We start from the raw sequence: 13,501 nt of genomic DNA, 5'->3' as shown, positions 1-13,501 counted from the left end.
ACCGGTTCTGCAGACATTTCCGACATCAGGTAGTGAACCTGCTGACAAAAAAACGGTCTTTCGCTGACGGTCAACTCACCGACCGGTTCATCGGCCCAGTCACCGGGCCTACTTTTTGTCCTGTTTCAGCGAAGACCCAACATGCCCAATTCCCGCCCAAATGCTTCCGCCCTCCCTGCCCTGCGCATCGGCCTGATTGCCGCCTTGGTGAGTCTTGTCGCACCCGTGTACGCCGAAGAGCCTGCCAGCGACGCACGCTGGGTCAGTGACAGCCTGAGCACCTACGTGCGCAGCGGCCCGACCGACGGGCACCGCATTGTCGGCACGCTCAAGTCCGGGCAGAAGCTGACCCTGCTCGGCAGCCAGGGCAATTACAGCCAGGTGCGCGGGCAGAACGGCGATGTGGTGTGGATCCTCAGCAACGACCTGCAGACAGTGCCCGGGCAGAACGAGCGCCTGCCATTGCTCGATGCCCAGGTCGCCGAACTGACCGGGCAGTTGAAGACCATCGACGACAGCTGGAAGAACCGCGTACAGGGCATGCAGGAAACGCTTGATTCGCGCAAGCAGCTGATTGACGAGCTGGAGGCGCGCAACAAGGCACTGAACGAGCAGCTCGATCAGAGCCAGTCGGACCTGCGCGATACCCAGGCCCGCCTGGGGGATGAGAACAAGCAGGTGATGATGCGCTACATGGTGTATGGCGGCAGCATTGCCGGTGCAGGCTTGCTGGCGGGGCTGATCCTGCCGGCACTGACCCGTGGGCGCAAGAAGAACGATCGCTGGTTCTGAGTTAGGCAAGGCGTCGGGGCTGGAACGTGCCGGCCTGCCACAGGTCTTGCAGCAGCGAAAGCTGCCCCTACCGCAACCGTTCCAGCGCCTCCAGCACATACCCCGTGGCCCGCTCCACCTGCCCTTCCCGACACGCAATACCCAACTGCCGCCACAACCCCGGCCGCAGCGGTCGGCGGGCAATGCGTCGGTCCAGCTCAGTCGCCTCCCCCTCCTGCGGCAACAATGTCGCCCCGTACCCGGCGCCGACCAGGCTCTTGATCGCATCGTTGTAGTTCAGCTCGATCCGCGGTTCGGGGTACAACCCCGCCGCTGCAAACCATTCGCCGGTAACCCGCGACAGCTGGGTGGTGCTGTCGTTCAGGATCAACGCCCGTTGCGCCAGCCAGGCCGGGGTGATCCTGGCCGGCGGCTGCCAGTCGGCCGGCACATACGCCAGGATCGGGTCGCGCCGCCAGGGGGTAACCGTCAGCCCTTTGCCGGCTACCTGCGGCAAGGCCACAAGGCCGATATCCAGTGTGCCCTCACGCAAGCGCGCGAGCGATGCCTGGGAGGTCAGCACCTGAACCTGCACATCGATCCCCGGGTGCTCCACACGCAGGCGCGCCAGCGCCTGCGGCAGCAAATGGGCGATGGCACCGGTGGAGGCGCCCAGGCGCACACGCCCGGTCAAACCTGCGACCTGCCGGCGTACTTCGTCCAGCGCCAAGTCAGCGTCCGCCAGCAGGCGTCGGGCGCGCCCCAGCAGTGTTTCACCGATGACGGTAGGCCGCACCTGGCCGCGGGTGCGGGTGAGCAACGGGGCGCCGATACGCGCCTCCAGCTCGGCCACGTGCAAGCTGATGGTGGGCGGCGCCAGGTTAAGCTGGCGGGCGGCCTCGGCAAAGGAGCCCAGGTCGGTGATGACCACCAATGTGCGGAGGCGGTCGAGGCTGATTTCGCGCAATTGTCAGTGCAGACCCTTTTTCGAGTAAACCCACAGGTTCACCACGTGTTTCAAAAATCATTCAGAAAACCTGAATGTATCGGTCATCATATTCAAATTTTCATTACCAACGCTACGGGCGAGCATAGGCTATCTTTCCCCAACCGGACCCCGAGCATGCACACCCCTGTTGTTTTCATCGACGGCGACCAAGGCACCACAGGCCTGCAGATCCATGCCCGCCTGCAGGGCCGGAGCGATCTTCGCCTGCTGACCCTCCCCGAGGCCGAGCGCAAGGACCCGCAACGCCGCTGCGAAGCGATCAACAGCGCCGACATTGCCCTGCTGTGCCTCCCCGACGACGCCGCCCGCGAGGCCGTGGCCGCAATCCACAACCCACAGGTGCGGGTGATCGACGCCAGCTCGGCGCACCGCACCACACCAGGCTGGGTGTATGGCCTGCCGGAGCTTGACCATCAGCAAGCCGAGCGCATCGCGCAAAGCACGCGTGTCAGCAATCCCGGCTGCTATCCCACCGGCGCCATCGCGCTGCTGCACCCACTGGTCAAGGCCGGCTTGCTGCCTGCGGACTACCCCCTGAACATCCACGCCGTGTCTGGCTATTCCGGCGGTGGTCGCGCGGCGGTCGAGCGGCATGAACAGCCCGGCGCCGCCAAAGCCCCGGCGCTACAGCTGTATGGCCTGGAGCTGGCGCACAAGCACGTACCGGAGATCCAGCAGCACGCGGGGTTGTCGGCGCGGCCGATGTTCATGCCCGGCTATGGCGCCTACCGCCAAGGCATCGTGCTGAGCATTCCGCTGCAACTTCGCCTGTTGCCTGGACAGGTCAGCGCCGAGCATTTGCAAGCCTGCCTGGAACAGCATTACCAGGGTGCCCGCCATGTTCAGGTGATGCCTCTGCATCAGTGCGGTGCTGCGGCAAACCTCGACCCCGAGGCATTGAACGGCAGCAATGACCTGCGCCTGGCGCTGTACGCCAACCCCGAGCATGGCCAGGTACTGCTCACCGCAGTGTTCGACAACCTGGGCAAAGGTGCCTCTGGTGCTGCCGTGCAAAACCTCGACCTGATGCTCGGTGCCTTACAGGCACACGGCTGATACGGCAAAAACGGTTAGACTGTACAACCCGCGCCAACACAGCGCGGGTCGTATTCTCATCCGCCGGAGCCCCCAGATGTTCATCCTGAGCCGCCTCGACAGCGTGCCGCCCGAATCTTTCCAGAACCAGATCCGCGAGCTGGTCATTCACAATGTCGGCGATTTGAGCAGTGTCGCCATCGCCGTCGACAACCCGCTGTACCCGCTGTACCAGTACGGCGTCGGCATGGAAGTCCACCAGTACCTGCAAGCGCTGGACGGCACCCGCGGTCTGGCCGTGGCGCTTACCCTGGCGCTGGATGCCGAAGCACCGGACCAATTGCTGGGCTTTGCGCTGTCGCTGCCAGCCCAGGACGATGGGCAGGCCTGTGCATTGGCCTTTCTGGCCGTGTGCGCCAGCCATCGCCGCCAGGGCATCGCCCGTGCTCTGCTGGGCGACCTGCGCTCACGCCATGCCTGCGTAGAGCTGAACGCCTTTGCCAACCAGGTGCCGTGGTTCGAGGCGATGGGCATGCAAGTGGTGGCCGCCAACGGCCCGCAGGTGCTGATGAGCAGTACCGGCCAGCCCAGTGGTGCGCTGATCGGGCGCCTGGACATTGCGCCGATTTATCAGACGGCTGAAGTGCTGCAGATTCACACCTATCTGCTTAACCAGCAGGGTGAGGATGCGATGATCGAAGCGGAGCAGATGCGCGATGAGCGGCTGGATGAGCTGACCGCTCAAGCCCAGGAATGTGTGCGCCAGCGCAAGAACGTGCATTGATCCAAAGGCCTGTTCGCGGGCTTGCCCGCTCCCACAGGAATACCCTAAGGCCCAAGGCCGGTGATGTACCTGTGGGAGCGGGCGAGCCCGCGAAGAAGCCCCATTGGCCTCTCAGCCATGCACCCAGCGCCGATGCAGCCCACGCGCCAGGGCATCCAGCACAAACCCCAGCACGCCAATCAGCAGCACCATCGCCATCAGTTCGGAATACGCCAGCCGGTCACGGGTATCAAGAATGAAATACCCAAGCCCCGCACTCACCCCAAGCATTTCGCACGGCACCAGCACAATCCACAGAATACCGATGGCCAGGCGCACCCCCGTCAGCACGTGACCGATCACCCCCGGCACAATCACCTTGCACAAGGTTTCCCAGCGCGTGGCACTCAAGCTGCGGCTCAGTTGCAGCCAGCGCGGGTCCAGTTGGCGCACCCCAGCCGCCGTGTTCAGCAAGATCGGCCACAACGCGGCAAACGCCAGCAGGAAGTAGATCGGCTGGTCACCCACGCCCATCAGCATCACCACCACAGGCATCCACGACAATGGCGATATCATGCGCAGAAACTGAAATGCTGGCGTGGTCACCGCCTCCAGGTGCCGGTAGCTGCCTACCAGCAAGCCCAACGGCACGCCCATCAGCAGCGCCAGCAGCAGCCCAATCAGGATGCGCTTGAGGCTGACCCAGATATGCCCATAGACCTCGCCCTGCCCCAGCAGCTCGACCAGGCTGGCCAGGGTTGCCGCCGGCGAAAAGCGCGCCGACAGGCCGTGGGCCTGGCCGAACATTGCCACACCGGCCCACCATAACAGCAACAAGGCCAGCAACCCGACCAGCCCAAGGCCGGCATGTACGACATGCGTGCGCATCAGACCGCAAACTCCTCGCTACGCTCGAAGTTGTCGGCAATGCCGAACACCGACGGGCCACCCACTGCCGCGATGGCATTCCGCACGAAGCGATCGTCGACCAGGTCGCGGGCGGCATACGCCGGATCCAGCCCGGCAAGAAACGCATTGTCGCCTTCGATCAGGGTGGTTTTCAGGCGCTTGACCAGCTCTTCGGTGTAACTCGGGAACGGGTATGGCTGGAAGTCGATGCGTTTTTCGTCCCACTGCTGATGGCGAATGGCGCCACTGGCAATGTAGCCAGCACGGTCTTCGGCGGCGGGCGCCAGGACCTTGGTCAGCACCGCAGGCTCGTGCGGGGTGTACTTGTTGGGGCCCGCCCTAGACAGCAGTGCGGCGGCTTCGGTGCGATGGTCACGGGTCCATTGCTGGGCCTTGACGATGGCGTTGACCACTTTCTGGGACCACTCCGGGCGGTTATTCAGGTCATGCTCGTGCATGAACACCACGCAGCACGCATGGTTGCGCCATACATCGCCGGTAAAGCGCTGCACGCGGCCCACCTTGAGGTTCTCGGCCAGTGCGTTGAACGGCTCGGCAACGATGTAGCCGGCAATGCGCTTGCTGGCCAGAGCGGGTGGCATGTCGGACGGTGGCAGCACCAGCAGGTTGACCTCGTTGGCGGCCAGTTGCGCATTGGCCGGCTTCGACACGGGCGTCAGGCCGTTGTCGTTGAGCAACTGTTGCAGTACCACATTGTGGATCGAGTACCAGAACGGAATGGCCACTGTCTTGCCACCAAGCTGTTTCACGTCGGATATATCCGGCGCAACAGTCAGGCCCGAACCGCCCACGTGGTTCCAGGCCACCACCTTGGCTGGCACCTTGCTGCCATAGCGCGCCCATACCGTCATCGGCGAAAGCAGGTGGATGACATTGACCTGGCCGGAGATGAATGCCTCGATCACCTGCGCCCAGCTGCGCAGCAGCACCGGGCGCTCGGCCTTGATGCCTTCGGCCTCGAACAGGCCGTTGTTATGTGCCACCAGCAGCGGCGTGGCATCGGTGATCGGCAGGTAGCCGATGCGCACCGGCGCGTCCGGCTCGGCAGCGGCACGCGCCTGCAAGCTCGACAGCAACGGCAATGCACCGGCAGCAGTGAGCATGGCGCCGAGCTTGAGAAAGTCACGACGCGAAGAAGAGGAACAGCAGTCATCCATGCACATGGACAGCCTCCGAGGGCAACGAGGTTGGGGTAGGTTCGACTGTGCGGCTTGCCCGCCGAAGGGTTTTGAGGATTTCGATACGCAAAGCGCCCAGTTCTTCGACCCGCTGCGTCCGTGGTTGCGGCAGGTCGATGTGCCACTGGCCGAGGATGTGCGCTGGGTGGTTGCCCAGTAGCAGAACCCGGTCTGACAGCAGCAGGGCTTCGTCGATATCGTGAGTGATCAGCACGGCCGCGGTCTTGTGCGTGGCGATCAGTTGCAGCAGCAACTGCTGCATGTCGGCGCGGGTCACCTCATCCAACGCACCGAAGGGTTCATCCAGCAACAAGACTTCGGGCTGGCGTGCCAGGCAGCGGGCCAGCGCGGTGCGCTGGGCCATGCCGCCAGACAACTGCGCCGGGTACTGGCCACGGGCGTGGGCCAGGCCCACAGCGGCAATCGCATGGTCGATGCGTGCACGGCGTTCGGCATCCGCCAGCCTGGGCTGACGGGCGAAGTCCAGGCCGAAGGCGACGTTCTTCTCCAGGCTCAGCCAAGGCAGTAGGCTTGGGTCCTGGAAGGCCACCGCCAGACGCGGGTGCGGCCCCTGCAGCGGCTGGCCGTGCAAGCTCACGCTGCCGCCGCCAGGCTGCTGCAAGCCTGCCAGCACCCGCAGCAAGCTGGACTTGCCCACACCACTGGGGCCAAGGATGCTCACGACTTCACCTGGCGCCAGCTGCAGGTCGAACTGCGCCAGCACCTGCTGCCAACCACTCTCACGCGGGTAGCCCAAGCGAATGTCACGGGCCTCCAGCAATACCGCGCTCATGCAACGCCTGCTTGGCGTTGCAGTTCGGCGCGCAATTGCACCAGGCTGGGCGTGACGATCGGCACGAAGGCCGACTCCCGCCAACGGCGGGCAAACCCTTCGCCGTATTCGCAGAGGTAAGCCTTGCCGCCACTGGCCTGCAATTCCAGTTGTACCGCGTCGGCAGCACTTTCAGCCAGGATGATGCGCAGCTTGAACAAGGCCGCCGGCTGCTGCTGGAAGCGACCTTCGAGCAAGCCCTGCTTGAGTTCGCAGACGGTGTTTTCCAGGCGTTCGCCAAGCACCTGACGGGCTTCGTCGAGGAACGAGGCTCGGCCATGCAGATGCGCCTGAACCTCTTCCAGCGCTCGTCGCGCCAGGCCAATGGCCATGCCACATTGCAGCGCCAGGAATGCCGGACGTACCCGTGGCAGGAATTCGCGTGCATTTTCATGCAGCAACCAGTCGCGGGCCAGCGGCACCTGGTGAAAAGCCAGTGCTGCCGTGTTGCTCGACTGCAGGCCCATCAGTTGTAGATCATCAGAGCGCTCCAGGCCTTGAGCGTCGGAAGGAATGGCCAGCACAAACGGCGCGCCGCCGGCTTCATCCTCGATGGCCGCCGCCACCACGAAGCCGCTTTTACGCAAGTTGGTCACCCAGTGCAGTCGCCCTTCCAGGTGCCAGCCATCGGCTGCCGGGCGGCCACGCACCTGCAGCGCTTCGATACCGGACAGGAACTTCATGGCGTTGGACAGCCCGGTGGCACCGGCCAATTCACCGGTCAACAGCCGCGGCAGCAGGCGCTCACGCAGGGGCTGGTTGGGGCTGTGCAGCAGGTATTCGATGAAGGCACGCTGGCCCCAGCAGACGAAAGCCGCAGCCAATGAGCGGCTGGCAATGGCGGCGATGGCCTCGACCGCGTCGGTCACCTGCCCGCCCGTACCGCCCAGCGCTGGGTCGACCCCCGTGCGCAGCAGCTGCGATTCTGCGATCTGCGCCAGCACCTGCTGCGGTTCGCACAGGCCCCGGTCGATGGCCTCGGCATTGGCATCCAGCCAGTGTCGAAATGCACAATCTTGCATGGTCTTGCTCCTTTGATAACGCCGGGGCCGCTCTGCGGCCCGTTCACGGCACAAGGCCGCTCATACAACGGCCTGGTAATGGCCATTATCACAGGTGGACTACGCAGAAGGCTGCCAGCGGTATTTGCCAAGCTCTTCGTTGAGTGGCGTCTGGGCGAAAACATTAGCAAAGTTGCACAGGGTTGCGAGGCTTACGCCCAGAATCACCTCCAAGGCGTTGCCTTCACTGAAGCCGGCCTCACGGAAGGCCTGGTAGGTGGCTTCGCTGACATTGCCACGGGTGGCGATCACTTCGCGGGCAAAGGCGGCCAGGGTTTCGTAGCGGGCGTTCGGGAGTTCGCCACGGGCACGCAGAGCATCGACCACCTCCTGCGGCAGCTTGGCCTTGTTCAGCGCGACGGCCGTATGGCCGGCCACGCAAAAGTCGCAGCCATGCTGGGTGGCCGCGATCAGTTGCACCACTTCACGCTCGGCCAGGCCAAGCTCAGACTTGCCATTGAGTGCCGAAACGGTCACGTAGGTTTCCAGCGCCGCCGGGGCGTTGGCCAGCACACCAAGCAGGTTGGGGATGAAGCCGGAATTCTTCTGCGCGTTCTCAAGGAACGGCCGTGCCGCTTCCGGGGCGCTCTGCAGCGTGTGTAAAGTAATGCGCGCGGACATGCAGTGATCTCCTTTGATGAGTGTCACTACAGTCTGTTGGTTATAAGAACTACCCTCCATATTCGTCAGTCGCCTTTCCTTGCTCCTGAGTCTTTGCATTAGATGATTTCGTCCAGCCCGCTTGTCGATTGGTTATTAGAAAGCCTGGAGCTCGATGCCAGCCTGTTTCATGTAGGCCGCTATTGCGGCGGCTGGCATGCCAGTACCCAAGGCATGGGCCGCGCCAGCTTTCACCTGGTGGTGCAAGGGCATTGCTGGCTGCACATTGACGGCCAGCCGCAGGCCATTCGCCTGGAGAAAGGTGATGCCGTGTTCCTGCTGCGTGACCTGGCCTATCGCTTGTCCAGCGATCAGGACCCGGTCGACGCCTGTGCTCAGCCACGCCAGGCCATGCAGGCGCTGGATAGCCAGGCCGCCGACGGCGTTGGCTTGGTCTGCGGCTTCTTCCATTTTCAGTCGGGCCTCTGCTCGCTGATTGTCGAGGGTCTCGCTGACTGGATCTTGTTACGCGCTGAAGATCCCAGCGGCAGCGCAGCGCGGGCGCTGTTCGGGCTGATCCTGGAAGAATGCCGGCGAGATGCTGGGCCATCACAGATGCTACTGGAACGGCTGACGCACTTGTTGTTCCTGTACGTGCTGCGCCAGCAGGTGCACGCAGGGCAATCGCTGGGCGGGCTGGTCGCCCTCGCCCGCCAGCCGGCATTTGCCGGATTGCTTGAGCAATTGATCGAGCAACCGGGGCAAACCTGGACCCTGGAGAACATGGCCGCTTGCACCGGGTTGTCACGGTCGGCTTTTTTCAAGCGTTTCAGCGAGCTGGCCGGGCAGTCACCGGGACAAGTGCTGCTGGCGCTGCGCATGCGCCATGCCAGCCAGTTGCTGCAGGCGGGGCATACCGTTGAGCAGGTGGGCGCGCAGGTGGGGTATCAGTCGGTGGCCGCATTCACCAGGGCGTTCGCCAAGGCAGTGGGGGTGCAGCCGGGGGCGTATCGCAGGCAGCATGACGGGCGCGGGCATGCCTGACCCAGCAAAGCGCGGAAATCGACCAAGCGGCCATAGTCGGGGCTGCTTAGCAGCCCCATGTTGCAGTTGTCAGTCGTTGACGCTGATAACCCGCGCACTGTTAACCGCCTTCCCGCGTGTGGCCAGGCAGTAATACAGCGGCACGGTCACCAGCAAGCCGAATAGCCACGACAGGTCGGCCCCTTCGACAATGTTCGAGTACGGCCCCACATACAGCGAAGTATTGGCAAACGGCAGCTGCACCAGGATGCCGCAGGCATAGGCAATGATCGCGTGGTGGTTGAAGCGGCCATAGATGCCGCCGTCTGCACTGAAGATCGAGGCGATGTCGTACTGGCCCTTCTTGATCAGGTAGAAATCGATCAGGTTGATCGAAGCCCAAGGCACCAGCACCAGCAGCAGCGCCAGGATCAGGCCGATGAACTGACCGATGAAGTCCGCCGAGGCATTCAGTGCCACCATCCCGCAGCCCACCAGAATGACCGAGGCCAGAATCACCCGTACCTTGACGCTCGGCGTCCACTCGGCCACGAAGGTCTGGATTGCGGTCACGATCGACAGCACCGCGCCATACAGGTTGAGGGCGTTGTGGCTGATGATGTTGAGCAGGAACAGCACCATCAGGATCGGGCCCAGCCAGCCGGTAGCCTGCTTCACCGCGTCCATTGCGTCGGTGCCTTGCGGGACGCACAACACGGCCACTGCACCAAAGCTGAAGCACAGGATGGTGCCCAGGGTGGCGCCCAGGTAGGTAGCCCAGAACGGTTTGGCAATGCCCACTTCACGCGGCAGATAGCGCGAATAGTCTGACGTGTACGGCGAGAAGCTGATCTGCCAGATGGTGCCCAGCGACACGGTGGCGATAAAGCCCGACAGGTTGAATGCGCCGCGGCTGAAGAAGTCTGCCGGCAGGTCCTGGATGAACATCATGATGAAACCGGCCAGCAAAGCCGAACCCATCACCCAGGTACCGATGCGGTTGAGAATGTGGATGAAACGATAGCCGATCACGCCGATGGCAGTAGCGCTCAGGGCGCCTATCACGATCGCGCCAGGCATCGGCACGCTCGGGGCGATGCCGTGGATGGTCTTGCCTGCCAGGACAATGTTGGAAATAAAGAAGCCGACATAGATCAGCGCGGTGAAGAACACGATCAGCAAGGCACCGTAACGGCCGAACTGGCCACGGCTTTGCACCATTTGTGGAATGCCCAGCTGCGGCCCCTGCGCAGAGGCCAGGGCGATGACCACGCCCCCGACCAGATGGCCCAGGACGATGGCTATCAACCCCCACAACAGGTTCAGGTGGAACACCTGGACCACCATGGCACCGGTGACGATGGGCAGTGGTGCAATGTTGGTACTGAACCAGAGGGTGAACAGGTCGCGCGCCTTCCCGTGGCGCTCGGCAGGTGGAACGTAATCGACCGTGTGATTCTCGACAAACTGGTGTTGCGACGACGGTTGGGACATGGTTTTCAGCTCGAAAGGTCGTTTTTATCTTTGTAAGGAAACCGCATCTAGGCGGCCTCTCAGCTGCGGACCATATTATGGTATTCCAAACTTTTGACAACACTGATCCGCATGAAAAAACGGCCACTGATCCGCTTGCGAAACCCCTGCGACAAACCGCCTCACCGCTCAAGGCCACGGTTTTCGTGGCTTTTGGCCGTTCATCGCGAAAACCTAGGGTTGAAAATTCCGCTTGCAAAATAGGTATTACGGTATACCATCAGACACATCAACGATAAAAACCGCGGACCACCGCAGCCCTTCAGAGGTACTCCCGATGATCGACGCAACTGTCTACAAGAACGTTCTGGGCTCCTTCCCGTCCGGCGTTACCGTCATCACCACCCAGGACGACGACGGCTCGGTCGTCGGCCTGACCGCCAGCGCCTTCTCCTCACTGTCGATGGACCCGCCACTGGTGCTGTTCTGCCCCAACTACACCTCCGACTCCTACCCGGTACTGATCAAGCAGAAGCGCTTTGCCATTCATCTGCTCTCGGGTGAACAGCAGGCAGAAGCCTACGCGTTCGCCAGGAAGGGCAAGGACAAGGCCAGCGGTATCGAGTGGAGCCTGAGTGAACTGGGCAATCCGATCCTGGCCGGCGCCACCGCCGTCATCGAATGCGAACTGTGGCGTGAATATGAAGGTGGCGACCACGCCATCATGGTCGGCAAGGTGCACAACCTGATCGTCCCGGCAGAAGCACCACGGCCCATGGTGTACTGCCGCGGCAAGATGGCCAGCCTGCCGGCCTTTGCCTGAAGCCTGCAGTTGGACGCAGCCCGCTCCCACATTGAAGCCCGATTGACTGACGGGCAATAACAAGCGTTGAGGAAAAACCCATGAAATTTTCGTTGTTCGTGCACATGGAACGTTGGGATGAACAGGTCAGCCACCGCCAGCTGTTCGAAGACCTGACCGAACTGACCCTGATGGCCGAAGACGGCGGTTTCAGCACCGTGTGGATCGGTGAACACCACGCCATGGAATACACGATTTCGCCAAGCCCGATGCCGCTGCTGGCCTACCTGGCCGCGCGCACCGAGAAGATCCGCCTGGGCGCCGGCACCATCATCGCGCCATTCTGGAACCCGATCCGCGTCGCTGGCGAATGCGCCCTGCTCGACGTGATCAGCAACGGCCGCATGGAGGTGGGCCTGGCCCGCGGTGCCTACCAGTTCGAGTTCGACCGCATGGCAGGTGGCATGCCGGCCACCGACGGCGGCAAGGCGCTGCGCGAGATGGTGCCGGTGGTGCGCAAGCTGTGGGAAGGCGACTACGCCCACGACGGTGAAGTCTACAAGTTCCCGACCTCCACCAGCGTACCGAAGCCGTTCAACGCCACGCCGCCCATGTGGATCGCCGCCCGCGACCCGGACTCGCACAACTTCGCCGTTGCCAATGGTTGCAATGTCATGGTCACCCCGCTGATGAAGGGTGACGAAGAAGTGCTGGACCTGAAGAACAAGTTCCAGGCCGCCCTGGACAACAACCCGGACGTGCCGCGCCCGCAACTGATGGTGCTGCGCCACACCCACGTGCACAGCCCGTCCGACCCGGAAGGCTGGAAGGTCGGTGCCCAGGCGATCTCGCGCTTCTACCGCACCTTCGATGCCTGGTTCGGCAACAAGACGACCCCGGTGAATGGCTTCCTGGAGCCGAGCCCGGAGTCGAAGTTCGCCGAAGTGCCGGCGTTCCAGCTGGAGAACATCCGCAAGAACACCATGATCGGCACGCCGGAAGAGATCATCGCACGCATCAAGTACTACCAGGAACTGGGCGTCGACGAGTTCAGCTTCTGGTGCGACAACAGCTTGCCCCACGCCGAGAAGAAGAAGTCGCTCGAGCTGTTCATCAAGGAAGTGGTGCCGGCGTTCGCCTGAATTCCCATTGCCTGAATCATTGCGGGACGCGCCCGCTCCCGTGGGCCCCTTCGGCCTGCGTGAGCGGGCTTTTTTTTGAAACCTGTGCAGTCCTTGTGGGAGCGGGCAAGCCCGCGAAGAGGCCAGTACAGACAACAGAGAAATCAAGGCATCAGGGCACCTTTCGTCCCCCGGCAAGAGAAATTTCCTGACACCTCTTGCACAACAAATATTATGGTATACCATCAGACAACAAGAGCTGATAACCCTCACCAGGAGCCATCCATGAGTTTCGAAATCCGCAAGATCGTCACCTACTCCGAAGAGACCCGCATCGAAGGCGGCAAGGCCACTGACAAGCCGGTGACCATGGTCGGCCTGGCCGTCGTGATCAAGAACCCATGGGCCGGTCGCGGTTTCGTTGAAGATCTGAAGCCGGAAATTCGCGCCAACTGCTCGGAGCTGGGTGCCCTGATGGTCGAGCGCCTGACTGCTGCCATTGGCGGCGCCGACAAGATCGAGGCCTACGGTAAAGCCGCCGTCGTCGGCGCTGATGGCGAAATCGAGCACGCCTCGGCCGTGATCCATACCCTGCGCTTCGGCAACCACTACCGCGAGGCAGTTCAGGCCAAGAGCTACCTGAGCTTCACCAACAAGCGCGGCGGCCCAGGCACTTCGATCCAGATCCCGATGATGCAGAAGGACGACGAAGGCCTGCGTTCGCACTACATCACCCTGGAAATGCAGATCGAAGACGCCCCGCGTGCCGATGAAATCGTCGTGGTCCTGGGCGCAGCCGATGGCGGCCGCCTGCACCCGCGCATCGGCAACCGTTACATCGACCTGGAAGAACTGGCTGCCGAAAAAGCCAACGCTCAATAACAACAACCAAGACGGGCCGGG

14 protein-coding genes are annotated in these 13,501 nt (G+C 62.7%); 7 read left to right on the top strand and 7 right to left on the bottom strand.

The annotated features are described in order from the left end of the window. The first annotated feature begins 141 nt into the window (after window positions 1-141). Window positions 142-792, top strand: coding sequence for a TIGR04211 family SH3 domain-containing protein (locus AC3RCM_RS11235; RefSeq protein WP_064492997.1), 651 nt, complete (start codon window positions 142-144; stop codon window positions 790-792). A 67-nt stretch (window positions 793-859) separates the two neighbouring features. On the opposite strand, the gene AC3RCM_RS11230 is transcribed toward AC3RCM_RS11235, so the two are convergent. Continuing rightward, complete coding sequence (locus AC3RCM_RS11230) at window positions 860-1,738, bottom strand: LysR family transcriptional regulator (RefSeq protein WP_014590656.1); 879 nt, start codon at window positions 1,736-1,738, stop codon at window positions 860-862. Window positions 1,739-1,894: 156 nt separating this feature from the next. On the opposite strand from AC3RCM_RS11230, the gene argC reads away from it, so the two are divergent. Beyond that, window positions 1,895-2,836: an N-acetyl-gamma-glutamyl-phosphate reductase gene (argC, locus tag AC3RCM_RS11225; protein WP_064492998.1), complete on the top strand. Its 942-nt coding sequence runs from the start codon at window positions 1,895-1,897 to the stop codon at window positions 2,834-2,836. 76 nt (window positions 2,837-2,912) lie between these two features. Continuing rightward, window positions 2,913-3,599, top strand: coding sequence for a GNAT family N-acetyltransferase (locus AC3RCM_RS11220; RefSeq protein ID WP_064492999.1), 687 nt, complete (start codon window positions 2,913-2,915; stop codon window positions 3,597-3,599). Window positions 3,600-3,710: 111 nt separating this feature from the next. Here the strand turns inward: AC3RCM_RS11220 and AC3RCM_RS11215 are convergent, their stop codons facing one another. The 5 genes from AC3RCM_RS11215 to AC3RCM_RS11195 form a co-directional block, all read right to left on the bottom strand. Next, window positions 3,711-4,466 carry an ABC transporter permease gene (locus AC3RCM_RS11215; protein ID WP_064493000.1) on the bottom strand — a complete coding sequence of 252 codons (756 nt, stop codon included), beginning with the start codon at window positions 4,464-4,466 and terminating at the stop codon, window positions 3,711-3,713. Next, the gene (locus AC3RCM_RS11210) at window positions 4,466-5,671 is read right to left on the bottom strand and encodes an ABC transporter substrate-binding protein (RefSeq protein ID WP_064493001.1); all 1,206 of its coding nucleotides are present in this window, start codon (window positions 5,669-5,671) and stop codon (window positions 4,466-4,468) included. Before AC3RCM_RS11210 ends, AC3RCM_RS11215 begins: the two co-directional genes overlap by 1 nt. Beyond that, entirely contained in the window at window positions 5,658-6,479 is an 822-nt protein-coding gene (locus tag AC3RCM_RS11205; protein ID WP_064493002.1) for an ABC transporter ATP-binding protein, read from the bottom strand. Before AC3RCM_RS11205 ends, AC3RCM_RS11210 begins: the two co-directional genes overlap by 14 nt. Next, window positions 6,476-7,540 (bottom strand): acyl-CoA dehydrogenase family protein, encoded by a 1,065-nt coding sequence (locus AC3RCM_RS11200; RefSeq protein WP_064493003.1) that lies wholly within the window; start codon window positions 7,538-7,540, stop codon window positions 6,476-6,478. The genes AC3RCM_RS11205 and AC3RCM_RS11200 overlap by 4 nt, the downstream gene beginning before the upstream one ends. Window positions 7,541-7,639: 99 nt before the next feature. After that, entirely contained in the window at window positions 7,640-8,200 is a 561-nt protein-coding gene (locus AC3RCM_RS11195) for a carboxymuconolactone decarboxylase family protein (RefSeq protein WP_029615376.1), read from the bottom strand. Window positions 8,201-8,302: 102 nt separating this feature from the next. Here AC3RCM_RS11195 and AC3RCM_RS11190 point away from each other — a divergent pair, with 102 nt between their 5' ends. Then, window positions 8,303-9,223 carry an AraC family transcriptional regulator gene (locus AC3RCM_RS11190; protein ID WP_064493004.1) on the top strand — a complete coding sequence of 307 codons (921 nt, stop codon included), beginning with the start codon at window positions 8,303-8,305 and terminating at the stop codon, window positions 9,221-9,223. Between the two features lie 69 nt (window positions 9,224-9,292). Here AC3RCM_RS11190 and AC3RCM_RS11185 read toward each other — a convergent pair whose 3' ends face one another. After that, complete coding sequence (locus AC3RCM_RS11185) at window positions 9,293-10,696, bottom strand: purine-cytosine permease family protein (protein ID WP_010954483.1); 1,404 nt, start codon at window positions 10,694-10,696, stop codon at window positions 9,293-9,295. A 316-nt stretch (window positions 10,697-11,012) separates the two neighbouring features. Here AC3RCM_RS11185 and AC3RCM_RS11180 point away from each other — a divergent pair, with 316 nt between their 5' ends. The 3 genes from AC3RCM_RS11180 to AC3RCM_RS11170 all read left to right on the top strand — a co-directional run bounded on the left by AC3RCM_RS11180 (window position 11,013) and on the right by AC3RCM_RS11170 (window position 13,480). Next, window positions 11,013-11,498, top strand: coding sequence for a flavin reductase family protein (locus tag AC3RCM_RS11180; protein ID WP_014756273.1), 486 nt, complete (start codon window positions 11,013-11,015; stop codon window positions 11,496-11,498). An 80-nt stretch (window positions 11,499-11,578) separates the two neighbouring features. Next, window positions 11,579-12,619, top strand: a complete 1,041-nt coding sequence (locus tag AC3RCM_RS11175; RefSeq protein WP_010954486.1) for an LLM class flavin-dependent oxidoreductase — start codon at window positions 11,579-11,581, stop codon at window positions 12,617-12,619. A 264-nt stretch (window positions 12,620-12,883) separates the two neighbouring features. Then, window positions 12,884-13,480, top strand: a complete 597-nt coding sequence (locus tag AC3RCM_RS11170; protein WP_003256068.1) for an amino acid synthesis family protein — start codon at window positions 12,884-12,886, stop codon at window positions 13,478-13,480. Window positions 13,481-13,501: the final 21 nt, after the last annotated feature.

Source organism: Pseudomonas sp. GW823-FHT05G12 (assembly GCF_058795575.1).
Note: the sequence above shows the minus strand (reverse complement) of the source record. Positions and strands in the feature narration are given on the sequence as shown.